General features: G+C 71.4%; 25 protein-coding genes. 10 read left to right on the top strand and 15 right to left on the bottom strand.

Features of this window, described 5'->3' with window-relative positions; genetic code table 11:
- Nucleotides 1-56 precede the first annotated feature (56 nt).
- A complete protein-coding gene (locus tag BLT21_RS12785) occupies nucleotides 57-1079 on the bottom strand; it encodes a DUF2332 domain-containing protein (RefSeq protein ID WP_091502760.1) in 1023 nt (340 codons plus the stop codon).
- Nucleotides 1080-1259: 180 nt separating this feature from the next.
- On the opposite strand from BLT21_RS12785, the gene BLT21_RS12790 reads away from it, so the two are divergent.
- Nucleotides 1260-2291, top strand: coding sequence for a TerC family protein (locus tag BLT21_RS12790; protein ID WP_091502761.1), 1032 nt, complete (start codon nucleotides 1260-1262; stop codon nucleotides 2289-2291).
- A gap of 78 nt (nucleotides 2292-2369) precedes the next feature.
- On the opposite strand, the gene BLT21_RS12795 is transcribed toward BLT21_RS12790, so the two are convergent.
- The gene (locus BLT21_RS12795; RefSeq protein ID WP_091502768.1) at nucleotides 2370-3692 is read right to left on the bottom strand and encodes a bifunctional o-acetylhomoserine/o-acetylserine sulfhydrylase; all 1323 of its coding nucleotides are present in this window, start codon (nucleotides 3690-3692) and stop codon (nucleotides 2370-2372) included.
- Between the two features lie 153 nt (nucleotides 3693-3845).
- Here BLT21_RS12795 and BLT21_RS12800 point away from each other — a divergent pair, with 153 nt between their 5' ends.
- A complete protein-coding gene (locus tag BLT21_RS12800) occupies nucleotides 3846-4631 on the top strand; it encodes an SDR family oxidoreductase (RefSeq protein WP_176786911.1) in 786 nt (261 codons plus the stop codon).
- A gap of 39 nt (nucleotides 4632-4670) precedes the next feature.
- Here the strand turns inward: BLT21_RS12800 and BLT21_RS12805 are convergent, their stop codons facing one another.
- A complete protein-coding gene (locus tag BLT21_RS12805; RefSeq protein WP_256336067.1) occupies nucleotides 4671-6143 on the bottom strand; it encodes an MFS transporter in 1473 nt (490 codons plus the stop codon).
- An 81-nt stretch (nucleotides 6144-6224) separates the two neighbouring features.
- On the opposite strand from BLT21_RS12805, the gene BLT21_RS12810 reads away from it, so the two are divergent.
- Nucleotides 6225-6881: a uracil-DNA glycosylase gene (locus BLT21_RS12810; protein ID WP_176786934.1), complete on the top strand. Its 657-nt coding sequence runs from the start codon at nucleotides 6225-6227 to the stop codon at nucleotides 6879-6881.
- Nucleotides 6882-6930: 49 nt separating this feature from the next.
- Entirely contained in the window at nucleotides 6931-7557 is a 627-nt protein-coding gene (locus BLT21_RS12815; RefSeq protein ID WP_091502772.1) for a GNAT family N-acetyltransferase, read from the top strand.
- 4 nt (nucleotides 7558-7561) lie between these two features.
- On the opposite strand, the gene BLT21_RS12820 is transcribed toward BLT21_RS12815, so the two are convergent.
- The 8 genes from BLT21_RS12820 to BLT21_RS12855 form a co-directional block, all read right to left on the bottom strand.
- A complete protein-coding gene (locus BLT21_RS12820) occupies nucleotides 7562-7906 on the bottom strand; it encodes a protealysin inhibitor emfourin (protein ID WP_256336068.1) in 345 nt (114 codons plus the stop codon).
- A complete protein-coding gene (locus BLT21_RS12825; protein WP_091502774.1) occupies nucleotides 7899-8951 on the bottom strand; it encodes a M4 family metallopeptidase in 1053 nt (350 codons plus the stop codon). Before BLT21_RS12825 ends, BLT21_RS12820 begins: the two co-directional genes overlap by 8 nt.
- Before the next feature lie 66 nt (nucleotides 8952-9017).
- On the bottom strand, nucleotides 9018-9827 hold the full coding sequence (locus BLT21_RS12830; protein WP_091502775.1) for an ABC transporter ATP-binding protein: 810 nt from the start codon (nucleotides 9825-9827) through the stop codon (nucleotides 9018-9020).
- Nucleotides 9824-10606 carry an ABC transporter ATP-binding protein gene (locus BLT21_RS12835; protein ID WP_091502777.1) on the bottom strand — a complete coding sequence of 261 codons (783 nt, stop codon included), beginning with the start codon at nucleotides 10604-10606 and terminating at the stop codon, nucleotides 9824-9826. The genes BLT21_RS12830 and BLT21_RS12835 overlap by 4 nt, the downstream gene beginning before the upstream one ends.
- Complete coding sequence (locus tag BLT21_RS12840; protein WP_091502778.1) at nucleotides 10603-11484, bottom strand: ABC transporter permease; 882 nt, start codon at nucleotides 11482-11484, stop codon at nucleotides 10603-10605. The genes BLT21_RS12835 and BLT21_RS12840 overlap by 4 nt, the downstream gene beginning before the upstream one ends.
- A complete protein-coding gene (locus BLT21_RS12845) occupies nucleotides 11481-12431 on the bottom strand; it encodes an ABC transporter permease (RefSeq protein WP_091502780.1) in 951 nt (316 codons plus the stop codon). Before BLT21_RS12845 ends, BLT21_RS12840 begins: the two co-directional genes overlap by 4 nt.
- Nucleotides 12428-13939 (bottom strand): ABC transporter substrate-binding protein, encoded by a 1512-nt coding sequence (locus tag BLT21_RS12850; RefSeq protein WP_091502781.1) that lies wholly within the window; start codon nucleotides 13937-13939, stop codon nucleotides 12428-12430. Before BLT21_RS12850 ends, BLT21_RS12845 begins: the two co-directional genes overlap by 4 nt.
- A 304-nt stretch (nucleotides 13940-14243) precedes the next feature.
- Nucleotides 14244-15176 (bottom strand): alpha/beta fold hydrolase, encoded by a 933-nt coding sequence (locus BLT21_RS12855; RefSeq protein WP_256336069.1) that lies wholly within the window; start codon nucleotides 15174-15176, stop codon nucleotides 14244-14246.
- Nucleotides 15177-15246: 70 nt separating this feature from the next.
- Between BLT21_RS12855 and BLT21_RS12860 the strand changes: the two genes are divergently transcribed.
- From BLT21_RS12860 to BLT21_RS12870, 3 genes are all read left to right on the top strand, one after another.
- Entirely contained in the window at nucleotides 15247-15723 is a 477-nt protein-coding gene (locus BLT21_RS12860) for a carboxymuconolactone decarboxylase family protein (protein ID WP_091502782.1), read from the top strand.
- The gene (locus BLT21_RS12865; protein ID WP_091502784.1) at nucleotides 15720-16442 is read left to right on the top strand and encodes a tyrosine-protein phosphatase; all 723 of its coding nucleotides are present in this window, start codon (nucleotides 15720-15722) and stop codon (nucleotides 16440-16442) included. The genes BLT21_RS12860 and BLT21_RS12865 overlap by 4 nt, the downstream gene beginning before the upstream one ends.
- Before the next feature lie 65 nt (nucleotides 16443-16507).
- Complete coding sequence (locus tag BLT21_RS12870) at nucleotides 16508-16969, top strand: SIP domain-containing protein (RefSeq protein ID WP_091502785.1); 462 nt, start codon at nucleotides 16508-16510, stop codon at nucleotides 16967-16969.
- A gap of 55 nt (nucleotides 16970-17024) precedes the next feature.
- On the opposite strand, the gene BLT21_RS12875 is transcribed toward BLT21_RS12870, so the two are convergent.
- From BLT21_RS12875 to BLT21_RS12890, 4 genes are all read right to left on the bottom strand, one after another.
- The gene (locus BLT21_RS12875) at nucleotides 17025-17486 is read right to left on the bottom strand and encodes a Fe-S oxidoreductase (protein ID WP_091502786.1); all 462 of its coding nucleotides are present in this window, start codon (nucleotides 17484-17486) and stop codon (nucleotides 17025-17027) included.
- A complete protein-coding gene (locus BLT21_RS12880; protein WP_091502788.1) occupies nucleotides 17483-18325 on the bottom strand; it encodes an arginase family protein in 843 nt (280 codons plus the stop codon). Before BLT21_RS12880 ends, BLT21_RS12875 begins: the two co-directional genes overlap by 4 nt.
- Nucleotides 18326-18409: 84 nt before the next feature.
- Nucleotides 18410-19144 (bottom strand): PspA/IM30 family protein, encoded by a 735-nt coding sequence (locus BLT21_RS12885; protein ID WP_091502789.1) that lies wholly within the window; start codon nucleotides 19142-19144, stop codon nucleotides 18410-18412.
- Between the two features lie 41 nt (nucleotides 19145-19185).
- Nucleotides 19186-21222 (bottom strand): TPM domain-containing protein, encoded by a 2037-nt coding sequence (locus BLT21_RS12890; protein WP_091502791.1) that lies wholly within the window; start codon nucleotides 21220-21222, stop codon nucleotides 19186-19188.
- Nucleotides 21223-21403: 181 nt separating this feature from the next.
- Between BLT21_RS12890 and BLT21_RS12895 the strand changes: the two genes are divergently transcribed.
- From BLT21_RS12895 to BLT21_RS12905, 3 genes are read left to right on the top strand one after another with little or no spacing between them, the layout of a single operon-like run.
- Entirely contained in the window at nucleotides 21404-22237 is an 834-nt protein-coding gene (locus BLT21_RS12895) for a DUF3097 domain-containing protein (protein WP_091502792.1), read from the top strand.
- Between the two features lie 54 nt (nucleotides 22238-22291).
- The gene (gene trmB / locus BLT21_RS12900; RefSeq protein ID WP_091502794.1) at nucleotides 22292-23041 is read left to right on the top strand and encodes a tRNA (guanosine(46)-N7)-methyltransferase TrmB; all 750 of its coding nucleotides are present in this window, start codon (nucleotides 22292-22294) and stop codon (nucleotides 23039-23041) included.
- 15 nt (nucleotides 23042-23056) lie between these two features.
- Complete coding sequence (locus BLT21_RS12905) at nucleotides 23057-23914, top strand: CPBP family intramembrane glutamic endopeptidase (protein WP_091502795.1); 858 nt, start codon at nucleotides 23057-23059, stop codon at nucleotides 23912-23914.
- Nucleotides 23915-23992: the final 78 nt, after the last annotated feature.

Genomic DNA, 23992 nt, shown 5'->3' on the forward strand with positions numbered 1-23992 from the left:
AGGGCAGAGATGCGTGAGTATGCGGGTAACGAGACGGCGCGGTCAGCCGTATCTCGTCACGGTCGGAGGGGCATGACCTCGTAGGAGGCGCCGTGCTGACCGGCGAGGGCGACCGGCTCACCGTCGACGCTCTGCACGAAGCGCCCCGTGCTGTCGACGCCCGGCGGCATCTGCCGGTCGACAAGCGGCAGCACTCCCGCGGACTCGTTGGAGATCCAGATGACGCGTCGGCCGAGGTGAGCGGCGAGACCGGCGGCGAGGTCGGAGAACCGACGTCGCTCGTCGGCGTCGAGATACATCAGCACGGCGCTGTGGAACACCACCAGAGTCGCATCGCGGGGGCTCTCGGCGGCGACATCGGCCAGGTGGTCGAGGATGTCGCCCTCGACGATGCGCGGCGGGTCGGTGCGGACGACCCCGACGGCGGCGCGCAGTCGGGCGACCCTCTCGGCGTGCGCCGAGCCCGGCCAGATCAAGGTTTCGAGCCACGCCACCGCGACGGGGTCGCGCACATCGATCGGGGCGAGGTCGATCCCGGCGCGCCACACCACGTCGGGCCGGCGCTCCGGCAGCGCCTCGACGGAATCGAGGCGGCAGTGCAGCACGGGTGCCGACGATTCATCCTCTGGCGAGGCGGGCTCGGCGAGCGGCCGCGGGTGCTCGCCGGCCGGCGACGAGTACGCATACGAGTACCGATCGGGGAAGAGGCACAGACCGGCCGCCGTACCGGTCTCGAGGAGGGCGACGGGGCCGTCGACGCGCGAGAGCAGCGGAAGGAGCGTCGCGCACCGCCCCACCTCGTTGGTCTGCGTACGCCGCTCCGCCGTGATCTCGGCGACCCGGTCCCAGGCATCGAGCACATTCTCCCGCCAGACGGGGAAGGGGTCGAGCCCGCAGCCCGCCCACCGGGCCGCGGCGAAGACGAGGTTCGGCTGCCCGCGGCGCTCGCCGAGACGGGCGATGCGCTCGGTCAGCTCGTCGTCGTTCGCGACGCCCTCGGCCCACTCGGAGTAGAGGGGCGAGGTGTCGAGCGCCCAGGGAGCGAAGCCAAGGTAACGAGCAGAGACCGCCACATCCATGGGGTCAGGGTAGGACGCATCCGCTGCCACGATCGTCCCGTAAGATATCGCGAGCAAGGGGAGTACTTCCGCCTGCGGCGATCTCGTCATTACGAACCCGACGTCGGGTTCCGGGACGCCGGTCCCTCCGGGGATGAAGGAGACCTGGCCGTTCGTTGCTGTCGACCCCTTGGAGCCTTCGTGGACATCACTCCGCTCGTCTGGATCATCACCATCGCGGTGACCATCGCCTTCTTCGTGTACGAGTTCTTCGCGCACGTGCGCACACCGCACGAACCGACCATCGCCGAATCGGCGCGGTGGTCGGCGTTCTACATCGGCCTCGCGCTTATCTTCGGCGTCGTCATCGGGCTCATCCCCGGATGGGGCTGGGTCTTCGCGGGCGAGTACTTCGCCGGCTACCTGACCGAGAAGGCGCTGTCGATCGACAACCTCTTCGTGTTCCTGATCATCATGACGGGCTTCGCGGTGCCGAAGAAGTACCAGCAGAAGGTGCTCATGATCGGCATCGTGATCGCGCTCATCATGCGTGGTGCGTTCATCGCGATCGGCGCCGCACTCATCGATAACTTCTCGTGGATCTTCTACATCTTCGGTGCGCTGCTGCTGTTCCTCGCCTACCGGCAGGCGTTCTCGCACGGTGACTCGGACCCGGCCAACGGCAAGTTCATGCGTTTCGTGCGGCGCCACCTGCCCGTGAGCGACGAGTACAACGGCGACAAGCTGACGGTGAAGAAGGACGGCAAGCGCTTCGTCACCCCGATGCTGCTGGTCATCATCGCCATCGGCTTCATCGACCTCGTCTTCGCGGTCGACTCGATCCCCGCGATCTACGGTCTGACCAACGAGGCCTACATCGTCTTCACCGCGAACGCTTTCGCACTGATGGGCCTGCGCCAGCTCTTCTTCCTCATCGGCGGCCTGCTGGAGCGTCTGGTGTACCTGGCACAGGGCCTCGCCGTCATCCTGGCCTTCATCGGTGTCAAGCTCGTCTTCCACGCGCTGCACGTCAACGAGCTGCCCTTCATCAACGGGGGAGAGCCGCTGCTGTGGGTCCCCGAAATCCCCATCTGGTTCTCGCTGCTCTTCATCGCCGCCACCGTGGCCGTCGCGACCATCGCGAGCCTGGCGAAGACGCGCGGCGACAAGGCGAAGGGCGACCGCGAGCAGGTTCAGGGCGAGGAGATCACGACGGCGTCCGACGCCGACTGACCGGGCCCGAGACGACGGATGCCCCGGCCCCACCGAACGCGGTGGGCCGGGGCATCCGGTCGTTCTGAGGAGGAACGATCAGGCGCGCGCCGCCTCGACGACGTCACGCGCGGCCGCGAGGGCCTGTTCGAGGTCGGCCTTCAGGTCGTCGATGTTCTCGAGACCGACCGAGAGCCGCACGAGACCCGGGGTGACGCCCGTCGTGAGCTGCTGCTCGGGCGTCAGCTGCGAGTGCGTCGTCGACGCCGGGTGGATGACGAGGGAACGGACATCCCCGATGTTCGCGAGGTGGCTGAACAGCTGCAACGCGTCGACGAACGCGCGTCCCGCCGCGACGCCGCCCTTCAGTTCGAACGACAGCACGGCGCCCACGCCCTTCGGGGCGTAATGATTGGCGGCCGCGTACCACGGCGAGGTCGGCAGACCCGAATAGTTCACCGAGGCGATGTCGTCGTGGTTCTCGAGCCACTCGGCGATCTCCTGCGCGTTCTGCACGTGGCGCTCGATACGCAGCGAGAGTGTCTCGATCCCCTGGATGAGCAGCCAGGCGCTCTGCGGCGAGATCGCGGCGCCCAGGTCACGCAGCAGCTGGACGCGGGCCTTGATGACGTAGGCGAGACCGTCGCCGACGGCCTGCGTGTAGACGGCGCCGTGGTACGAGGGATCAGGGGTGGTGAGACCGGGGAACCGCTCGGAGTGCTCCGACCATGCGAAGCGGCCGCCATCGACGATGACTCCGCCGATCACGGTGCCGTGGCCGCCGAGGAACTTCGTCGCCGAGTGGACGACGATGTCGGCGCCGTGCTCGAACGGTCGGATGAGGTAGGGCGTGGCGATCGTGTTGTCGACGATGAGCGGCACGCCGGCCTCGTGCGCGACGTCCGAGACGCCGCGGATGTCCAGCACGTTGATCTGCGGGTTGCCGATCGTCTCGGCGAAGAAGAGCTTCGTGTTGGGCCGGACCGACCGACGCCACTCCTCGAGATCGTCCTGGTTCTCGACGAACGTGACCTCGATGCCCAGCTTGGCGAGGGTGTACTTGAAGAGGTTGTAGGTGCCGCCGTAGATCGAGCTCGACGAGACGAAGTGGTCGCCGGCCTCGGCGATGTTCAGGATGGCGAACGTCTCGGCGGCCTGGCCCGATGCGACGAGGAGCGCGCCCGTGCCGCCCTCGAGGGCAGCGAGCCGCTGCTCGACGACATCCTGCGTGGGGTTCTGGATGCGGGTGTAGATGTTGCCGAACTCCGACAGCGAGAAGAGGCTCGCGGCGTGGTCGGAGTTGTCGAACACGTACGACGTCGTCTGGTAGATCGGCGTGGCACGGGCCTTCGTGACCGGGTCCGGCGCAGCACCGGTGTGGATCTGCTTCGTCTCGAAGCGCCAGTTCTCGGGTGCGGACATGCGAGGCTCCATCGGGTCGGAAAGCGGCGACGGTCGCCGGCCTGGGTCGAGCGTACGGACATGTCCGGCGGTCGACAACGCGCGGGACACGCTGCGTAATCTCCTCGCCTGCCGGGTGACGCGCCATGACCGGCCCGAGGCTACGGTGGAGGGATGACGCGTCGTGCAGTGGTGACCGGAGCCAGCTCGGGAATCGGAGAGGCGGTCGTGCGTGCCCTGCGCGCCGCGGGATGGGACGTCGTCGGCGTCGCCCGCCGGGGAGAGCGCCTCGCGGCCCTCGACGCGGAGGTCGGGTCGGCGTCGTTCGCCGCCGACCTCACGCAGGAGGGCGACGTCGCGAGCCTCGCCGAGCACCTGGCATCGAGCGGCGAGCTGCACGCGGTCGTCCACGTCGCAGGCGGAGCCCGGGGCAGCGACCGCGTCGAGGACGGCCGAGCCGAGGACTGGCGGTGGATGTTCGAGGTGAACGTACTCTCGGCGCAGCTCCTCACCGCGGCGCTCCTCCCGCTGCTGCGACGCGGGATCGCCGCCGACGGTGGCCACGCCGACACGGTGTTCATCACCTCGACCGCCGCGCAGAACGCCTATCCCGGCGGTGCCGGCTACAACGCGGCGAAGGCGGGGGAGTCGATGCTCGTCCATGCGCTGCGGCTGGAGCTGAACGGCGAGCCGATCCGGGTCGTCGAGGTCGCGCCGGGAATGGTCCGCACCGAGGAGTTCACCCTGAACCGCCTGGGCGGAGACCGCGAAGCGGCCGACCGGCTCTACGACGGGGTCGAGCAGCCGCTCGTGGCCGCCGACGTCGCCGATGTCGTCGCCTACGCGCTCGCCGCACCCGGGCACGTCAACCTCGACCTCGTGACGATGCGCCCCGTGGCGCAGTCGGCGCAGCACCTGCTCGCCCGGGGTCCGCTGCAGCCGCGCACGACCGAGGACTGAGTCGAGCCGGCCGCCGCAGTCGCATCGGCCCGCGGCGGCTCAGCGCACGATGCCCGACGGGAGCTCCGCCTCCGCTTCGTCGGAGTCGGCGAACGCGACGCGTGGAACGACGAGCAGAAGCGCCGCCGCCACGAAGCCTCCCGCCGCGCAGACCGCCCAGACGGTGAGGTAGCCGCCGATCGAAGCGGCGGTCTCGCTGGCGACGACACCGGCTCCCGCGGCGAGCACGACCCCGAACAGGGCCGAGGAGAACGTCCCACCGATGGTCTTGGTCATGTTGGTCATGGCCGACGCGACGCCGGTCCGGCCCCTCGGCGCCGCGGCCGCCGCTGCGGCGGGCAGCGCGCCGACGAGGGCGCCGCAGCCCAGGCCGGCGATGCAGAGGTTGAGGAGCACCTGCCACAGCTCGCGGTGGAACGGCAGGAACAGGGCGTATCCGATGCCCACGAGGAGGGCCGCGACGATGAGGACGATGCGCGGGCTGGCCCGGCGCGACGTGACCGCGAACAGCACCGCACCGACGATCAGCGACACGAGATAGACGCCGATGATGTTCGAGCGGTCGGTCGCATCGAGTCCGAGGCCGTAGCCGAGCGCGGGATCGGTGCCCGCGTAGGTCGAGAGCGGCCCCTGCGCGCCGAGCAGACTGATACCCACCAGGAAGGCCGTCGCCTGCACGGGCCACATCTCCGGTCGAGCGAGCATCCGGACGTCGACCGCCGGGTCGGGGCGCGTCAGCTCGAAGCGTCCGAAGACGACGAACGCGCCGATGCCGGCGAGCAGCAACAGCCAGACCCAGACCGCGCCCGGGCCGTTCAGCCGCAGGAAGGTCAGCGCGCTCGTGACCAGCAGCAGCGCGATGGCCAGCAGCACGAAACCGCCGGAGTCGAGCTGGCGGCGTCCGGGCTCCGGCACCGATTCCGGCACTGCGACCCAGATGACGAGCGCGACGACGGTCACCGCGATGGCGGGCACGACGAGGGTTAGGGTCAGGTCGCCGGATGTCGCGGCGTAGATGCGACCTGCGGCGAGGGCGCCCATGATGGCGCCGACCTGCAGGCCCACGACGAGCAGGCCCGCCGCGCGGCGGGTGAGCGAGACCCCGTGGCGCTGTCGTCTGCCGCGTTCGAAGATGAGCGCGATCTCGAGCGGCAGCCAGACGACGTAGAAGCCCTGCAGCGCCCACGCGATGAGGAAGGTCCAGAACGAGGCGGCGAAGGCCAGCCACCAGGTGGCGGCCGCCGTCAGCACGGCCGTGATCAGCAGGATGCGCTTGTGGCCGTACATGTCGCCGAGCTTGGCGAGCACGGGCACCACGAGCGCCGAGAGGAGCAGCTGCGCGGCCTCGAACCAGTTCACGTCGGAGTCGTGGATCCCGAGCTCGACGACGATGTCGCTGAGGAGCGGGACGTAGTAGCCCTGCAGGATGCCGCTGACGATCTCGACCAGGATGAACCATCCGATCAGACCCGCGGTGACACCCAGGGCGGAGGTGCGCAGCGTCGTGGACACGGGGCGAGCATACTGCTGCGTCGCACCTACCCTGGGAGGGTGACGCCGCGCTCGCTGACCGAACTCGCCGCCGATGGTCTGATGGCCCCGGATTGGGCCGAGGCCCTGAGCCCCGTCGCGGCGGACATCGCCGCGCTGGGGGAGCGGCTGCGCTCCGAGACCGCCGCGGGCCGCGGTTACCTGCCCGCGGGCGACCGGGTCCTGCGGGCGTTCGAGCGGCCGATGGCCGACGTGCGTGTGCTGATCGTCGGCCAGGACCCGTACCCCACGCCCGGCCATCCGATCGGTCTCTCCTTCGCGGCCGACGCGCATGTCCGCCCGCTGCCCCGCAGCCTCGGCAACATCTACCGCGAGCTCGAGGCCGATCTGGGCATCCCCCCGGCGACGCACGGCGACCTGTCCGCCTGGAGCGATCAGGGCGTCCTGTTGCTGAACCGCGTGCTCACCGTCGCTCCGGGTGCCCCCGCCTCGCACCGCGGCTGGGGCTGGGAGGCCGTCACCGAGCACGCCATCCGCGCCCTCGTCGCCCGCGACGGCCCCCTGGTCGCGATCCTGTGGGGCAAGGATGCCGGCACACTGCGTCCGATACTCGGCGACACCGCGATCATCGCCTCCCCGCATCCGTCCCCGCTGTCGGCGAGCCGCGGGTTCTTCGGGTCCCGACCGTTCTCTCGCGCGAACGATCTCCTGGTCGAGCGCGGCGCGGCACCGATCGACTGGCGGATCCCGCCGGCGTGAGCGTGATTCGCGACATCCGTGTGAAACCTGCGCACCGTAGAGTTGCCGCATGCTCGAGGAGGATTACAACCGCGACCGCCGACGCCTCCCGCGGCACCTGCGCCGGCCCGCGGAGCCCGAACGGCCGTTCTCGTACGAGATCCGTCCGGCCCAGCTCGACGACCTGCCCGACATCCGGGAGATCTACAACTACTACGTGACCAACTCGGTCGTCACCTTCGACGAGAAGAAGTGGTCGCAGGCGCAGTGGCGCGAGAAGTTCGACTATCTGAGCAAGCTCAAGCTGCCGTTCCTGGTCGCGGTCTCACCGACCGGCCAGATCCTGGGCTACGCGCTCGCCTCACCCTGGAACGGCAAGACGGGATACCGCTACACGGCCGAGACCTCGATCTACCTGGGTCAGGCCGCCACCGGCAAGGGACTCGGCCGGGCGCTGCTCGAGACGCTGATCGAGGAGTGCCGGCAGCTCGGCCTGCGCGAGATCGTCGCCGTCGTCAGCGACAAGGGTGCCGAGGCATCCATCGCCCTGCACGAGAGGTTCGGCTTCGTCGAGGTCGGCCGGATGGGACGGGTGGGTCACAAGTTCGGGCGTTGGCTCGGCACGATCTACCTGCAGAAGTCGCTCGAACAGCAGAAGAAGGGCCTGCTTGGGCTCTTCGCGCAGAAGTCCGGCTGATCGGTCACGACGGGTCGGGCGATCTCGGATCCTCGGCCCCGGGCGGTCGTCCCGACCGCACCGCCTCGACCAGCGAGCGCCACGGCGCCCCGAGGTCGTCGGCGAACTCCGCCTGATGCGTGGCCTCGCTGTCGGAGACGACGATGTGCCAGCGGAAGCGGTCGGCCCCCGGTGCTGACGCGGACGACCGCGGCTGATCCCACGGGCAGCGCCGGACGAGCTCGAGCCAGCGATCGCGTTCCGCGTCTGCCGGCTCGACGCGCCACGTCCGCGTCATCCCCGCGAACCCGCCGCTGCGTTCGACGACGATGCGCAGCGGGCTCGCCGGGCCGTCTTCGGTGTCAGGCATCCTCCAGCACGCCGACGCCGTACCACCCGGCACGAACGGCGGCGACCTCCTCCGATCCCTCACCGTACTCGGCGATGGCGATATCGACGGTGGCGAGCGCGAACGCGACGAAGTCGGACTCGGGGGAAAGGATGCGCGACGTCAGCGTGCGGTACCAGACGAGCCCCGCGCGTTCCCAGGCGTAGCCGCCGAGCCGCGTCGCCACGAGGTGGAACGCCCGGTTCGGGATGCCCGAATTGATGTGGACGCCGCCGTTGTCGCTCGTCGTGTCGACGTAGTCGCGCATGTGGCCCGGCTGCGGGTCGCGGCCGAGCACATCGTCGTCGTAGGCCGAGCCGGGGTCGGCGAGCGAGCGGAGAGCGCGACCCTGAACCGCGTCGGAGAAGATGCCCGCCCCGATGAGCCAGGACGCGCGGTCGGCGCGCTGCTGGAGGTGATGCTGCTCGGTGAGCGCGCCGAAGACGTCGGACAGTGACTCGTTGAGCGCGCCGGACTGACCGGCGTAGGTGAGACCGCCCGAGAACTCGGTGACGCCGTGCGCGAGCTCGTGCGCGATGACCGTGAGCGAGCGGGTGAATCCCGTGAAGACCTCGCCGTCTCCGTCGCCGAACACCATGCGCTCGCCGTTCCAGAACGCGTTGTCGTACGCGTCGCCGTAGTGCACCGTGGCCGCGAGCGCGCTGCCCCGCGCATCGATCGAGTCGCGCCCGTACGCCTCGAGGAAGAAGGCGAACGTGGCCCCGAGCCCGTCGAAGGCCTCGTCGGCCGCCCGGTCGCCCGTCGGGGCGTCGTCCTCGCGCCGGACGACGACGCCGGGGAGTTCCTCTCGACCCCCGGCGTCGGAGATGATGCGATCGGCGGCGGGAACCCGCTCGGCGACGAGGGTCCCGCCGTCCTCGACCGACAGCCGCAGCTGCGTTCGACCGGCGAGATCGGCGGGCCGCGCCGCGAGCGTCGTCCGCGCGGCGACGGCGGCGCGGGCGAGGTGCGGCTCGCGCGCGGAGGCGACACGGGCCAGCAGATACGGGGGGATGATCGCGCGCATGGCCCCACGGTAGCGCCGGGCGCCGACACCGGGGCCGATCCGGGCCGACGCGGGGCGTCGGGATCGTCAGTCGCGGGATCGGTGGGGATCGATGACCGGCACGGATGCGAGCAGGCGCCGCGTGTAGGCCGCCTGCGGCTCGAGCAGCACTTTCTCCGTCGGCCCCTCCTCGACGACCCGGCCGCCGGTCATGACGACGACCTCGTCGCAGAGGTTCTGGACCACTCCGATGTCATGCGAGACGAGCACGAGGGTCATGCCCTGCTCCGTACGCAGCCTGCGGAGCACCGCGAGGATCTGCGCGCGCACCGTGACGTCGAGGGCCGAGAGCGGCTCGTCGCCGACGAGGATCTGCGGTCGGTGCGCGATCGCCCGCGCCAGGGCGATGCGCTGCCGCTGCCCGCCCGAGAACTCGTGGGGGTACCGTTCCGCCGCATCCGCCTCAAGGCCGACGTCCGAGAGGACTTCGCGCACGCGTGCCCGGCGGTCTCCCGGCACATCGAGCGCCCACAGGGGCTCGGCGACGATCCGTCCCACGCTCATGCGCGGGTCGAGCGAGGCGTAGGGGTCTTGGAAGACGATCCCCGTGCGGCGCCGCAGCCAGTGCAGGCTGCGGGCCGACGCCCGCGCGTCGACGGGGCGGCCGTCGATCGTGACCGTGCCGGCCGACGGTGTGTCCAGCCCGAGCAGGAGCCGAACGAGAGTCGATTTGCCCGACCCCGATTCGCCGATGATCCCGAGGGCCGAGCCCGCCCGCACGTCGAGGTCGACATCGTCGAGTGCGATCGTCTCGCGTCGGGGAGCCCCCGGGCCCGTTCCGCGCACGCGGTACCGCCGGCTCAGACCGCGAGCCGAGATCAGCGTCTCGCCCGTCATGCGTCCCCCTCCGGGCGCCACACCGTCGCGGTCGCGTCGCGCAGCAGTCCGCGCGTGACCTCCGAGGCCGGCGCGGTGAGCAGGTCGCCCACGGCGCCGGTCTCGACGACACGTCCGTGCTCGAGCACGACCGCGTGCGTGGCGACCTGCGAGAGCACCGCGAGATCGTGGGTGATGAACAGCAGCGACATCCCGTCGTCATCGACGAGATGGCCGAGGAGATCCAGGATCTCGGCTTGTATCGTCACGTCGAGTGCGGTCGTGGGTTCGTCGGCGATGAGCATCCGGGGCCGTGCCGAGAGCGCCATGGCGATCGCGACCCGCTGGCGCTGCCCGCCCGAGAGCTGATGCGGATAGCGGCGCAGCGTCCCCTCGGGGAGCCGCACCCGGTCGGCGTCGGCCTGGGCGCGCGCGAGGGCGTCGCGACGGCTCGCGCGGGAGTGGATGCGCAGGGGCTCCGCGATCTGGCGGCCCACGGTGCGCAGCGGGTTGAGGGCTGTCTGCGGCTCCTGGAACACGATGCCGATCTCGGCGCCGCGCAGGGCGGCCAGCTCGCGATCGTGACGCCCGATCAGCTCGGTCCCGTTCCACCGGATGCTGCCGCTGACCGCAGCACCCTCGGGGAGCAGGCCGAGCACGGCGAGGGCCGTCAGAGACTTCCCCGACCCGGACTCGCCGATCAGTCCGACGCGCGCCCCGTCGGCGACATCGAACGACACGTCGGTCACGACGCGGCGCCCGTCGAGCTCGATGGAGAGGTTCTCGACCACGAGGCTCATGCGACGACCGCCGGGACGTGCGTCGCCGCGGGGGAGCGGCGTCGAGCCAGGGTGGGGTCGGTCGCCTCGCGCACGGCGTCGCCGAGCAGGTTGAGCCCGAGGACGGTCACGGTGATGGCCAGTCCCGGCCACACCACGCTCAGCGGGTGCGCGGAGAGGTAGGTCTGCAACTCGCTGAGCAGGAGTCCCCACGAGGGCTGCGTCGGGGGCGCGCCGAAGCCGAGGTAGCTGAGCCCCGCCTCCGCGAGGACCGCGACGGCCATTCCCCACGACAGCTGCACGATGAACACGGGCGCGACGTTGGGCAGCAGGTGACGCACGGCGATCTGCGTCGGGGTCAATCCGTTCGCGCGCGCGGCGAGGACGAAATCGCTGTGGAGCGTGCGTCGCAGCTCGGGCCGGGTGACGCGTGCGATGTTCACGCCGAATCCGACGCCGACCGAGATCACGACGACCCAGAGCGACCCGCCCCACACCGCCGAGATCATCATGGCGATGAGCAGCACCGGGAAGGCGATCAGGATGTCGACCAGCACGGCGACCGCCTCGCGGGTCCAGCGCCCGGTGAGGGCCCCGAGGCATGCGAGTGCGAGGCCGATGAGCGTCGCGACGACACCGGCCCCGACGGCGACGAGAACCGTGGTTCGCGCTCCCGCCAGCAGCAGCGACAGGATGTCGCGTCCCGACGCGTCGGTGCCGAGGACGTGGGGCCAGCCGGGTGGGCTCCACCGTGCCGGGATGTCGACCCGCTGCGGATCGAACGGGGTCCACACCAGCGAGACGGCGGCGAGCACGCCGATCGCGACCACGACCACGAGGCCGAAACGGCCGGCCGGGATCGCCCACAGGCGCCGCAGCCACGACATCCGACCGTTCATGACGCCTCCCGCTGTCTCGGGTCGAGACCGCGGTGCACGAGGTCGACGACGAAGCCGATGACGAGCACGACCCCGGTCAGCGCGAGGAGCTCGCCCTGCACCTTCGGCAGGTCGCGCAGGCCCACGTCGGCGACCAGCATCCGCCCGATGCCCGGGAGCGTGAAGAGCTGCTCGATCACCACGGCGCCGACGACGATGCCCGCGACCTGCAGCCCCAGGACGCTCACGATAGACAGGCCCACGGTGGGCAGTCCGTGCCGCAGCAGTGCCGCGCGGCGGGTCAGACCCTTGGCGGCGGCGGTGCGGACGAAGTCCTGGCCCATCGCCGAGAGGGTCGCACTGCGGACGAACCGCATGAGCATCGCGCCCTCGACGATGCCGATCGTCACGGCGGGGAGGACGAGCGCCGCGATCGCGCGGCCGGGGTCCGCCCATCCGCTCCGGGGGAAGCCCTGCGCCGGCAGCCAGCCGAGCCAGACGGCGAAGACCACGACGAGCATCATGCCCGCCCACACCACCGGGACGGCGGCGAGCGCCTGCGCGCCGAACGACAGGGCCGTGCCGCCGGCGCGCCCGCGACGCAGAGCGGCGACGACGCCGAACGGCAGGGCGATCAGGAGCGCGACGACCATCGACATCAGTCCGAGCGGGACGGTCACCTGGGCCTTGGCGACCAGCTCGGCGGCGACGGGGGTGCCCGTCACGAGCGAGGCGCCGAGGTCACCCCGCACGAGTCCCGCCATCCATTCGAGGTACTGCGTCGGCAGGGGCACGTCGAGTCCCAGCTGTTCGCGCAGCGCCGCCACCTGCTCGGGGGTCGAGTTCGTCCCCGCGATCTGCTGCGCCACGTCCCCGGGGAGCACGCGCAGCGTCACGAAGATCAGCACGCTGGCGACGACCAGGCCCAGCACCAGCAGGCCCAGTCGCGTCAGCGCGTAGCGGATCACCCGTCGCTCTTGGCGATCTCGGCCAGATCGATGCGCGCGTTGACGTTGTCGACGGGCATGCCCGAGACGTTCGTCGCCACCGCGACGACCGAGGCCCAGTTGTAGAGCCAGTCGGCGGCGTGGTCCTCCGAGACGATGCGCGCGGCCTGCTTCAACAGGTCGTCGGCGCTCGCCTCGTCGGTCGCGAGCAGCGACTGCGCGTAGAGCTCCTGCACCTCGGCGTTGTCGTAGGTGAAGTAGTAGTCGGGGTTGGCCCAGTTCTCGAAGTCGCGCGGCTCGGCGTGGTTGACGACGCTGAGCTCGTAGTCCTTGTTCGTGTAGACGTCGCTCAGCCAGGTGCCGAAGTCGACCGGGTTCACCTTGAGGTCGATCCCGACATCGTTGAGGTTCGAGACCAGGATCTGGGGGAGCGTCGTCCCGTAGGCCGAGGGGATGGTCAGCGTGAGCGAGAGGTCGCTGACGCCGGCCTCGGTCAGGAGGGCCCGCGCCGCATCGGGGTCGTAGGAGACGACATCGGAGAGATCCTCGTAGCCCGGGTCCGCCTGCGGGATCGGGCCGTAGAGAGTCTGGCCCGCTCCGACGGCCTCGACGATGGCGTCGTGGTCGATGGCGGTCCGGATGGCTTCCCGCACCCGCACGTCGGCGAGGGGGCCGGACGTGGAGTTCATCGCCAGGACGCTCTTGTCGGTCGCGCTGCCGGTCTGGACCACGAAGTCGCCGCCGCCCTCGACCTGATCGGTCAGGGTGGCGTCGAACCCGACGACGACGTCGACCTCACCCGCGAGGGCGGCGCTGATGGCGGCCTGCGTGTCGGGGATGAAGTCGAAGGTCACGTCTGCGACCTGTGCCGCGTCGCCCCAGTAGGTGTCGTTGCGCTCGAGGGTGAGGCTCGCGCCCTGGCGCCAGTTCGCCAGCCGGAAAGGACCGGTGCCGTTGGCCGCGGTGTTGTAGTCGACGGTGTCACCCTCCTTGAGGATGATCCCGGCGCGGCCGGTCAGGTTCCACAGGAGCGAGGAGTCCGGCTGCGAGAGGGTCAGCGTGACCGTCTGGCCGTCGGCCGCGATGGCGGCCACGTTCGCGAGGCGCTCGCTGTCGGCCCACTCCGGCGTCGCCTTCCGTGCGGTCAGCGAGGACACCACGTCCTGAGGCGTCAGAGGCTGCCCGTCGTGGAAGGTGACGCCCTCGCGCAGCGTGAACGTGTAGGTGAGACCGTCGGCCGAGACGTCGTGAGCGCTGGCGAGCGCGTCGACGATCTCGCCCTCCGAGGTGCGTGCGACCAGGCCCTGGTAGACGTTGTCGATGAGGGTCTGGTCGAGCGAGATACCCGAGGTCTGACGGATGTCGAGATTGGAGGGCTCGAGGACGAGACGGATGTTCACGCTCGCGTCCGGATTCGGGGTGCCGACGCTTGCGCTCGGCGAGGGCTCGGCCGAGTTTGTGCAGCCGGCGAGCAGGAGCGTGCCGGCGGCCACGAGGGCGGCGGCCGAGAGGGTGGTACGGCGGAGCATGTGGAGAGGGTCCTTTCGCAAGGGCGGCGGCATCGTTGCTGTCCGATGCGCGTCCGCGAACTCAGTGCGGCATACAGCCTAGGGTCCGCCGCGCCCGCTCGGCGCATCCGTCGACGTCCGGCGTCGCACGGCGTTCTCCGGCTTCACCGAACGGCGTGCCGCGAGCAGGCCCAGTCGGCCGTCGAGCTGCCGCGGGCAGCCTCCGACTCCGCCCAACCTGTCGACGGCACGCGCGGGGTCGGATACCCGGCGATCCGACGGCCCAGACGGTGCCGCGAGGGAGAGCGCGGCCGGGCGATGCCGGTCAGGCGATCGCGGCGTCGCGGATGATGCGGGCGAGCTCGATCGGCAGCTCCTCCTGCACATTGTGGCCGGAGTCGACGGTGACGACGGCGGCGTCCGGGAGCCGGTCGGTGAAGGCCGCGAGGTCGGCGTCGCTGAGGTAGCCGCGGGTGCCGCGCACGAGGGTGACGGGGGCGGTGACGGCCGCGAGGTCGTCCCAGCCCGAGGCCGCGAGGATGCCGGCCAGCGAGTCCTGGCGCGCGGAGGCGGCGGCCGCCGCATCGGGGTCGGCGGCCAGCGCGTTGGCGATGCGTGCGAAGTGGTGCTTCCACTCGACCCGGCCGTCCTCGCGCACGCGCGAGTTGAGGAAGACGCCCCGCTCGGCGGCGGTGCGGTCGCCGCCGAGGCCGAACGACAATGCGCGTTCGACCATCTCGTCGCGCGAGGTCCAGTGCGTCGGGCCGGCGAAGAACCTGCGGATCTGCGCGGCACCTCCCGCGGGGTCGAGGCCGGGGGCGATGTCGACGATCACGAGAGCGCGGACGAGCTCGGGGTGAGCCGCGGCGAGGGCCGCGGCCGTCAGGCCGCCCAGCGATTGACCGACGACCACCTGCGGGGTCCCGACCCACTGCGCGACCGCCGGTGCGATGTCGGCGGCGAGCGTCCGCGCCGTGTAGTCGGCGTCGTCGCGCCAGCCGGAGTCCCCGTGGCCCGGGAGATCGAGGGCCAGTGCCGGGCGCCCGAGCGCGAGCACCGTCCGATCCCAGGTGTGGGCGTTCAGCCCGGCGCCGTGGAGCAGGGTCACCTCGGGTGCGCCGTCTCCGAGCCGGAGCGCGCTCAGCGGACGCCCGTCCGGCATGAAGGTGAACAGCCGCTCCGCCGCCGGCGCGGGCACGCCCGCTTCGGCGGCCTGCACGGGCAGGAACGAGAACTCGTCGAACGTGTCGTCGGTCACGGGGATCCTTCGGTCGAGGCAGGCACCCCATTCTCGCGCCCGAACGGATGCCGGTGGGTAATGTGAACGCATGAATCCCGAGCGCCGCATCCACCTGGCGAAAGCGGCACGACCCGCCTTCGACGCACTGGATGCCTTCGCCCGGACGGTTGGTGCGATCGCCGCGGACGCCGGTATCGGCGACCGGCTGAAGGAGCTCGCACTCGTGCACAGCTCGCAGCTCAACGGCTGCGCGTACTGCGTGCGGGTCCACGTCGAGCGCGCGGTGGCGGCCGGCGTCACGGCGGACGAGGTCGCCCAGCTCGCGACCTGGCGGGAGTCGGGCGTGTTCGACGAGCGCGAGCGCGCGGCGCTCGAACTCGCCGAGGCGTACGTCCACATCGCCGACGAGGGCGTGTCCGACGAGCTGTACGACCATGTGGGCGGGGTGTTCTCCGAGGCCGAGTACGTCGCCCTCAGCTGGCTGCTCATCTCGATCAACGCCTTCAACCGGCTCACGATCGCCGGCCGCTACCCGGTCCCTCCGATCCCGAGACCCGCGGGATGAGCGACGCGGCATCGCTCTCGATCCCCGGGGCCCTCAACTTCCGCGACACCGGCGGTCTCCGTGCCGGGAGCGCCACCACCCGGTCGGGCGTGCTGTACCGCTCGGGCAACCTGTTCCGGGTCGACGACGAGGGCCGCCGCGCCCTCAGCGCGCTCGGCCTGCGTCGCATCATCGACCTGCGGGACGACGACGAGGTGCGCTCCGAGCCGACCGTGCTCGGTGAGCTCGCGATCGAGACGCAGCGCGTTCCGCTCTTCCGCGGATCCGTCGCGTCGCTGTTCCGTGCCGACATGTCGCTCGAGTCGATGTACCGCTCTCTCGTGGACGAGTCCGCTCCCCGCGTCCTCGAGGTCGTGCGGGGGGTGATCGCGGACCAGCCGGTGCTCGTCCACTGCACGATCGGCAAGGATCGCACCGGGGTCACGATCGCACTGATCCTGGCCGCCGCCGGAGTCGACGAGGACGCCGTCGTCGACGACTACGCGCGAACCGAGACGCTGCTGCCCGCCGAACGCAACGCGCCCATCCTCGCCTACCTGCGCGCGCATCACCCCGAGGCCCCGCAGCTGGTCGATCTCGCCATGCGCTCGCCGGCCCCCGTGATGCGCGGGCTGCTGTCGGACCTGCGGGAGCGATGGGGCTCGCCCGCCGAGTATCTGCTCGCTCAGGGACTCGACGACGCCGAGCTCGCGGAGTTGCGCCGCATCATCCTGCGCTGAACGCGTCGAGCCCGTTTCGGCGACCAAGGTAAGGCATGCCTACTTCGCGGTATAGTGGAGTTATCATGACCGAGCTCCACAGCGCCGCCGCCTGCCGCGCCTCGAAGCACGTGCGGGTGCAGCACCTCGTGACGGCCGACGAGAATTCGCTCGCCGAGCTCGAGGCGCTCCTGGCGACCCTGCCGCTGTGCTCCACGGGCCGCGTCTTCGTCGAGGTGCCCGACGCCGCGTGGATCGGCGTCGTGTCGGTCCCGGCACGCATGATCGTGACGTGGCTCGACCGCTCGACGCGCAGTGGGCAGCCCGGATCGGGTCGCACCTGCGCGCCCGGAGAGGCGCTCGCGCGTGCGGTCGCGGCATGGGCCGACGAGATGCTGTGCACGGAGGCCGCACAGGCCACCCGCGTGCACCTGCTGGGCGGGTTCCTCGGCACGGCCGACATCGTCGACCACCTCACCGCCCGGCGCGGCATCCCCGCGTCGTCGATCCACACGCCCGAGCGCTTCGGCCTCGCGACCGCTCGCTGACCCCCGCCACCGCGGGCAGCGGGCAGGCGGGCAGGGGGCATCGCGGAGTCGCCGCTCAGGAGCGCTCGGCCCGCCGCGGGATGTAGTTGCCGTCGGCCAGGCCCGCTTCGATCTCGAACCGGTTGCGCAGCGGGTCGCGTCCCGCGATGAGGTAGAGCACGGGCATGAGCAGGCCGTATCGGCGCCACTGTCGGGCGTGAACGGCCTCGTGCACCAGGATCCGCTCGCTCGGATCGCGATCACCCGTCAGGAAGCACGATCCCACGCACACGCCGCCGCGGCCGAAGGCCCAGCCGGGCATGCCCCGGAAGACCCAGAGCCCGCCGCGCCGCTCCACGCGACCGGTCGACCACAGCGATCCCCAGACGAAGCCGAAGACCGTGCCCGCCCGTGCGCCCAGCCGGCTGAGGGGCGAGTCGAGCAGGACCCGCGGGATGCGGCGGTCGATCGCGGCGCCGCGCGAGAGCGCCGTGTCCGCGCGCTCTCGCCACCCCTCCGGCGGCATCGTCGGCGTCATGCGAGTGCCCCGACGACGCGGAGGACCGAACCCATGTCGCTCACGACGGCGTCGGCGTGCGGTGGTGCGAACCCGGAGACGGATGCGCCGACGATGGGGAGTCGCTCGCGGAGGAGCCCGATCGTGCCGGTGAGCGAGGCGACCTCGAGCCCGAACGGCACGGGCGCGGCGACACCGGTGATGGCCGCCGGGTCGAGGACGTCGAGGTCGACGTGGACGTACACCGCCCGCGCACCGGTGGCTGCGACGACGTCCGCGAGCCGTGCGGGGTCGGTCAGGTCCTCGACACCGAGGTGGGCGAGCCCGGACGTCCGGGCCGTCTCAGCCTCGGCTTCGTCGAGTTCCCGCGCCCCGGCGAGGATGACGCGTTCGGCCGGGACCGAGGCATCCGGCGTCAGGGGGCTGCCGTCGAAGACGGCGCGCAGCGCCATCCCGGCGAACGCTCCGGAGGGCGAGGAGTCGGGCGTGTGCAGGTCGGCGTGGGCGTCGAACCACACGACCGCGAGTTCAGGATGTCGCGCGGCGGCGTACGCGATCGCGGGCACGGCCACGCCGCAGTCCCCGCCGACGACGACGGTGTGTCCCGTCGCGACCCCCGCGGCCTCGGTCGATCCGTCGGCCTCGGTGAGGGCGGTGGTGATCAGGTCGCGCACGCGCTGCAGCGAGCTGAAGCGCCGGATGCCGGTGTCGAGCGCTTCCCCCGCCTCGACGGGCACCTCGACCCGCGCGGTCGCGCTTCGGGGCAGGTCGCCGGCGATGGCGTCGGCGCCGTCGATGAGGGTCATCGACCGTGCCGACGGCGAGCCCTGCCACTGTGGGACCACGATGAATCGGGTCATGACGTCATCCTCTGTTCGGAGTGCGGCGGGTCGAACACTGACGTCCGGGCGGCGGTGCCGGCCCGGACGTCGATGCGGGGAGAGTCAGCGCTCGATGGCGCCGGCCGCTCCACCCGTCTTGAGCGCGGCGAGTCGCGCCTCGACCTCGGTGAGCTGCCCGACGTCCTCGAGGCTCTCGAACTGCGCGTCGAGGCTCGACGCGGCGAGCTCCTGCTTGCCGGCGGCGAGCGCCTCCTGACGGCGGACCTTGTCCTCGAAGCGGCCGAGCTCGCTCGTCGGGTCGAGGACGTCGATCGACTTGACGGCGTCGTGGACGCGGTTCTGGGCCTCGGCCGTCTTGGCACGCGCGAGCAGCTCCGAGCGCTTGGCGCGCAGCTGGTCGAGCTTGACCTTCATGCCGTTGAGGCCGTCCTTCAGCTTCTCGACGACCTCGGTCTGCGTGGCGATCGTCGGCGCGATCGTCCGGGCCTCGTTCTCCTCGCTGATCTGGCGCTGCAGTGCGACCTTGGCGAGGTTGTCGAACTTGTCGGCGTCCGCGGTGTTGCCCACGCCGCGCAGCTCGTCGGCTTTGCGGCTCGCGGCGAGCGCCTTGTTGCCCCACTCGGCGGCCGCCTGGACGTCCTCCTGGTGGTCGCGCTCGAGCAGACGGAGGTTGCCGATCGTCTCGGCGATGGCCGACTCCGCGTCGGCGATCGAGTTGGTGTAATCCCGCACGAGCTGGTCGAGCATCTTCTGCGGGTCCTCGGCCTGGTCGAGAAGGGCGTTGATGTTCGCCTTCATGAGCGTCGAGATGCGACCGAAGATGGACTGCTTTGCCATCGAGGTTCCTTTCGTGGGTGGTCTGGAGGAGAGATGAGTCGTCAGAAGCGGCCGCCGCCGCCGCGGGAGCGTCCGCCGCCGAAGCCGCCGCCGCCGGATCGACCGCGCGAGCCGCCGCCGAACCCGCCGCGCGAGCCGCCGCCGAACCCACCGCCGAATCCGCTGCCGCCGAAGCCCGACGAACGGCGTCCGGATGAGCCGCCGCCGAGGAGCGAGTTCAGCACCATGCCGCCGATCATGGCTCCCATCATGCCGCTCGAGTTCGAGCCCGGCGAGCCTTGGGCGAAGCCGCCGACATCGCTGCGCGCCGCGTCGATCGCGAGCCCGCTCAGCTGCGTCGCCCGCGCCGCGTCGGCGAGGGCGCGCTCGGGCTCGATCTGCGCCGTGGCCTCGGCGCGGTCGAGGGAGGCGCGGGCTTCGGCCACCCGTGTACGAGCGGTCGCTCCGACCGCGCCGCGGCGCGTCCCGATGTAGTCCTCGGCGGCCGAGACCTGGGAGCGGGCCTGCTGCAGCTGCTGCTCGAGCGTCTGTCGGGCCCGCGTGGCGCGCTGCGCGGCGTCGCGGGCCCCCGACAGGGCGGCGTCGATGGCGGAGTTGGCGCCGAGGAGCGCGGCGAGTGCCGCCTGAGGTCGCCGGTGGTCGCCGGAGAGCTGGGCACGCGCGGCGTCGATCTGCTGACGTGTGGAGGAGACGACGGCCGCGAGCGAGCCGTCGGGGTCGGGTACGCCGACGGCCGCGGCGACGTCCTGTTCGAGGTCGGCGATGAGGGCGGTCGCGTCGCGCTCGGCGGTCGTCAGGTCGGCCGATACCTTCTCGACGGCGGCTTCGAGCTGAGCGGCCTGCGCGACGGCCCCCTCGGCGGCACGCAGCGACACCGCCGCGGCGGAGCCGTCACCCGCGGCGATCGCGCGCTGCGCCGCCTCGAGCTGCTCGTCGGCGTAGTCGAGGCGGCTGCGCGCCTGATCGTGGTTGTCCCCGATGGTCGCGAGCTCCTCGGGCGCGTAGGCGGCGCGCAGGCGCTCGATCGACGCGACGGCGTCGTCAAGGCCCGTCGCCGCTGCGGCACGCTGCTGCTGGATGCGCACGAGCGCTTCCGGGGCGTTCTGCTCGAGCGCTCGGAGGCGATCGAACTCCTCCGTGCGGGCGTCGAGCTCGGAGTCGGCGTGGGCGCACAGCTCGAGGATGCGCGTGTGGATCCCGCGAACGTCGGCCTCGGTGTCGGGCTGGTCGTCGTCGAGACGCTGCTGCAGTGAGAACGCTTCGTCGAGGTCGCGTCGCGCCTGGGCGACGGTCTCGCTGAACGCGGCCGCGGCCTCGTCTCCGAACTGCGCGCGGGCGAATCCGAGCTCCTGCTCGCTGGTGCGGATGGCGTCGTCCGCGGCGACGAGCGCGCTGGCGGATCGCCGTGCGAGCTCCTCGACCGGCTCGGCGGCCTGGCCGCGGTCCGCGCCGGTGCCCGCCCCCGCGCGACGGCGCCGGACGACCACGACGATGACGGCGATCACGGCGCCCACGGCGAGGATGCCGAGGACGATCGTGATGCCGGACACGCCCGTGCCGCCCGGCGAGCCGTCCGAGCCGCCCGTACCGTCTCCGGGAGCGCCGACCGCGGCGGCGAGCCCACCGGCCGCGGCGAATGCGGCACCGCCCCAGTCACCTGCGCGCAGCTCGGGCAGGATGTCGTCGGTCTCGATGCGGCCGAGGGCGTCGCCGTCGACGGGGCCCGCCGTGTCGCCGGAGAGGTAGAAGTTGCGCTGCTCGGTCGCGACGGCGAGGACGTACTGGTTGACGCCGAGTCCGCCGTTGGCGGCGACCTCGTTCGCCCAGCCTTCGGCGTCCGACGGGGAGGTGAAGGCGTCGACGTAGACCACCCAGAGGTCGATTCCGGCCTCGCTGCTGAGTGCAGTGAGCCTTTCGTCGAGAGACCGCTGCTCGCCGGTCGAGAGCGCGCCCACCTGGTCGACGACGCGACCGGCGCCGAGGTCGACCGGGTCGGTGGCCCAGGCCGCGGCGGAGCCGCCGAGGACCAGCACCAGGCTCGCCACGATCGAGAGCGTCACTGCTCGGAGCGCGCGCATCCGTTCCCCTTCCGAGGACGGAGGACCGGCCTCGCTCCCACTCTATTGAGGGCCTCGAGTCCGAGCCTATGCGGGGACTGGGAATCAGCGCGCAGCGGAATCGCGGCGCGGATACCCGGCGGGGTGCGCTGCGACGGTTACGCTGACCGGCGGCCGGAGGGTCACGAGGCGGGAGGCTGCGATGGACGACAGGTACGGCACCGATGTGCTCGCCGCCGGATGGCGCGACGCGGGGCGGAAGGTCGTGCCGGAGGTACCCGCCGACTCCGACCTCGTGGTCGAGGTCGCGGCCGACGGATACTGCGGGGCCGTGATCGCGGTGCGGGGCGGCAACGTCGAGCTCGAGGACCGGATCGGCAAGGTGCGGATCTTCCCACTCGGCGGCGGCTTCCTCGTCGACGGCGAGCCGGTCAGGCTCGTCGCGCCGCGGGCCAAGCAGGCCGCGGGCCGGCTGCGGACGGCATCCGGATCGTTCGTCGCCCCGCAGCAGCGCGCGCGTGTGGCCCGCGCTTCGCGCATCCTCGTGGAAGGCCGGCACGACGCCGAGCTCGTCGAGAAGGTGTGGGGGAGCGACCTGCGCGTCGAAGGCGTGGTCGTGGAATACCTGCAGGGCATCGACCTGCTCGACGACCTCCTGCGCGACGAGCCGCCCTCGGCCGAGCGTCGCTACGGCGTCCTCGTCGACCACCTCGTCGCGGGGTCGAAGGAGACCCGCATCGCCGAGCAGATCCTCCGCGGACCGCACGGCGCACACCTCAAGATCGTCGGCCATCCGCACATCGACGTGTGGCAGTGCGTGCGTCCCGAGGCCGTCGGCATCCGCGCGTGGCCGGTCGTGCCGCGCGGCATCGACTGGAAGACGGGCGTCTGCCGCGCGCTCGGCTGGCCGGCGGAGGACCAGGCCGACATCGCCCACGCCTGGCAGCGCATCCTCGGATCGGTGCGCACCTACCGCGATCTCGACCCCTCGCTGCTCGGTCGGGTCGAGGAGCTGATCGATTTCGTCACGGTCTGAGCGCCGGCCGCCGATCGGATCAGCGCAACCGGGACGGCTCGGTAGCCTGGACACATGCCCGAGACCGATACGCCCGAGACCGGCGACGAGCCCCGCTATCGCGAGCGGCCGGTGTCGTTCGCCCGCCGCAGCGGCCGGATGAGCGACGGGCAGGAGCGCGCCTGGAACGAACTCGGGTCGTTCTACGCCGTCCCCGTCGAACGCGACCAGGCGCTCCTCAGCGTCCGGCCCGGGTCGGAGGTGCAGCCCGCCGCGCTCTTCGGTCGCACCGCTCCGCTCGTCGTTGAGATCGGGTCGGGTCAGGGCCACGCGATCGTCGCGGCTGCGCAGGCCGCGCCCCAGACCGACTTCGTCGCGGTCGAGGTCTTCCGTGCGGGACTCGCCCGCACCATGCTCGATGCCGACCGCGCTGGTGCGCGCAACCTGCGCCTGATCGAGGCCAATGCTCCCGAAGTGCTCGAGCACCTGCTGCCGGCCGCATCGGTCGACGAGCTGTGGATCTTCTTCTCGGACCCGTGGCACAAGACCCGCCACACCAAACGACGGCTCATCTCGCCGGACTTCACCCCGCTCGCAGCGCGCGTGCTCAAGCCGGGCGGCGTGCTCCGCCTCGCGACCGACTGGGAGGACTACGCGCGGCAGATGCGCGAAGTGATGGGGGATGCCGCCGGATTCGAGCCGGACTTCGAGGGCGACTGGGCCCCGCGATTCGAGGGCCGCGTGATGACGGCGTTCGAGCGCAAGGGCATCGCCAAGGGACGCGACATCCGCGATCTCGCCTACCGCCGTGTCGACGCGGTCTGACCGGGCCGCCGGCGCATGAGGACGCATCCCGGTCTTGCCCCCCGCCCTGTCGTGTCGGCGAGCACGGTGCCGGCCCTGCTGGTGTGCCTGGCCGCCCCGGCGTTCTTCGTGCTCCTCCTGCCCTGGCTCGGCTGGGGCCTCCTCATCGCGGGCCTCGTGACCGCGCTGGGCGTCGACCGGTGGCGGGTCGGTGAGCCCGAGCGACCATCGCTCCTCCGCGATCTGTCGCTCATCGCGCTGGGCCTCGTGGTGGTCAGCCTGATCGATCTCAAGGCTGAGCTCGACAACCTCGCGATGGTGCGCTTCACCCTGGCGCTCGGCGGCGCCGTGCTGCTGCCCTATCTCGTCTCGCGATTCATCTACCGCGACCACGCCATCCGGTTCCCTTGGCGAGGAGGGGGTCGCTGGAGCACGTTCCAGTGGGTCTGGCTCGCCGCCGTCCTCATACTCGGCTGGCTCATCCTGCCCTTCTACTTCATCACCTCGGGCGTCTACACCAACTGGCCGGTCGTCGACACGCCCGATCTCATCGCGAGGCTCTTCGTCGGGGTGGGCGCGGTCGGCATCTGGGACGAGCTCTTCTTCATCTGTACGTGCTTCGCCCTCCTCCGTCGTCACTTCGCCGACGTATCGGCGAACGTGTTGCAGGCCATCGTGTTCGTGTCGTTCCTGTGGGAGCTGGGCTACCGCTCGTGGGGGCCGGCGCTCACCATCCCGTTCGCCCTCCTGCAGGGGTACATCTTCCTGCGCACGCGTTCGCTCGCCTATGTCGTCACCGTGCATCTGCTCTTCGACGCCGTCGTCTTCGGCGTGCTGGTGCACGCTCACAACCCAGGCCTCCTCGACGCGATCTTCCTCGTTCCGGCGCCGTGACCGGCGGCGTGGTTCCCACCGGTCACGCGGCCCGGGGGGGTCGGCTGCACAGGGCGTGCCCAGGCCGCCGCGCTAGCG

Source organism: Microbacterium sp. cf332, assembly GCF_900102175.1.
Taxonomy (GTDB): Bacteria; Actinomycetota; Actinomycetes; order Actinomycetales; family Microbacteriaceae; genus Microbacterium.

Excerpts from the sequence above, each read along its gene's own strand:
- BLT21_RS12840 (WP_091502778.1), bottom strand. The coding sequence starts at position 11,484 with ATGAACGGTCGGATGTCGTGGCTGCGGCGCCTGTGGGCGATCCCGGCC.
- BLT21_RS12830 (WP_091502775.1), bottom strand. The coding sequence starts at position 9,827 with ATGACGGGCGAGACGCTGATCTCGGCTCGCGGTCTGAGCCGGCGGTAC.
- BLT21_RS12825 (WP_091502774.1), bottom strand. The coding sequence starts at position 8,951 with ATGCGCGCGATCATCCCCCCGTATCTGCTGGCCCGTGTCGCCTCCGCG.
- BLT21_RS12810 (WP_176786934.1), top strand. The coding sequence starts at position 6,225 with ATGGCCCCGGATTGGGCCGAGGCCCTGAGCCCCGTCGCGGCGGACATC.
- BLT21_RS12795 (WP_091502768.1), bottom strand. The coding sequence starts at position 3,692 with ATGTCCGCACCCGAGAACTGGCGCTTCGAGACGAAGCAGATCCACACC.
- BLT21_RS12800 (WP_176786911.1), top strand. The coding sequence starts at position 3,846 with ATGACGCGTCGTGCAGTGGTGACCGGAGCCAGCTCGGGAATCGGAGAG.
- BLT21_RS12850 (WP_091502781.1), bottom strand. The coding sequence starts at position 13,939 with ATGCTCCGCCGTACCACCCTCTCGGCCGCCGCCCTCGTGGCCGCCGGC.
- BLT21_RS12835 (WP_091502777.1), bottom strand. The coding sequence starts at position 10,606 with ATGAGCCTCGTGGTCGAGAACCTCTCCATCGAGCTCGACGGGCGCCGC.
- BLT21_RS12885 (WP_091502789.1), bottom strand. The coding sequence starts at position 19,144 with ATGGCAAAGCAGTCCATCTTCGGTCGCATCTCGACGCTCATGAAGGCG.
- BLT21_RS12875 (WP_091502786.1), bottom strand. The coding sequence starts at position 17,486 with ATGACGCCGACGATGCCGCCGGAGGGGTGGCGAGAGCGCGCGGACACG.
- BLT21_RS12870 (WP_091502785.1), top strand. The coding sequence starts at position 16,508 with ATGACCGAGCTCCACAGCGCCGCCGCCTGCCGCGCCTCGAAGCACGTG.
- BLT21_RS12880 (WP_091502788.1), bottom strand. The coding sequence starts at position 18,325 with ATGACCCGATTCATCGTGGTCCCACAGTGGCAGGGCTCGCCGTCGGCA.
- BLT21_RS12905 (WP_091502795.1), top strand. The coding sequence starts at position 23,057 with ATGAGGACGCATCCCGGTCTTGCCCCCCGCCCTGTCGTGTCGGCGAGC.
- BLT21_RS12865 (WP_091502784.1), top strand. The coding sequence starts at position 15,720 with ATGAGCGACGCGGCATCGCTCTCGATCCCCGGGGCCCTCAACTTCCGC.
- BLT21_RS12820 (WP_256336068.1), bottom strand. The coding sequence starts at position 7,906 with ATGCCTGACACCGAAGACGGCCCGGCGAGCCCGCTGCGCATCGTCGTC.
- BLT21_RS12815 (WP_091502772.1), top strand. The coding sequence starts at position 6,931 with ATGCTCGAGGAGGATTACAACCGCGACCGCCGACGCCTCCCGCGGCAC.
- BLT21_RS12890 (WP_091502791.1), bottom strand. The coding sequence starts at position 21,222 with ATGCGCGCGCTCCGAGCAGTGACGCTCTCGATCGTGGCGAGCCTGGTG.
- BLT21_RS12860 (WP_091502782.1), top strand. The coding sequence starts at position 15,247 with ATGAATCCCGAGCGCCGCATCCACCTGGCGAAAGCGGCACGACCCGCC.
- BLT21_RS12895 (WP_091502792.1), top strand. The coding sequence starts at position 21,404 with ATGGACGACAGGTACGGCACCGATGTGCTCGCCGCCGGATGGCGCGAC.
- BLT21_RS12785 (WP_091502760.1), bottom strand. The coding sequence starts at position 1,079 with ATGGATGTGGCGGTCTCTGCTCGTTACCTTGGCTTCGCTCCCTGGGCG.
- trmB (WP_091502794.1), top strand. The coding sequence starts at position 22,292 with ATGCCCGAGACCGATACGCCCGAGACCGGCGACGAGCCCCGCTATCGC.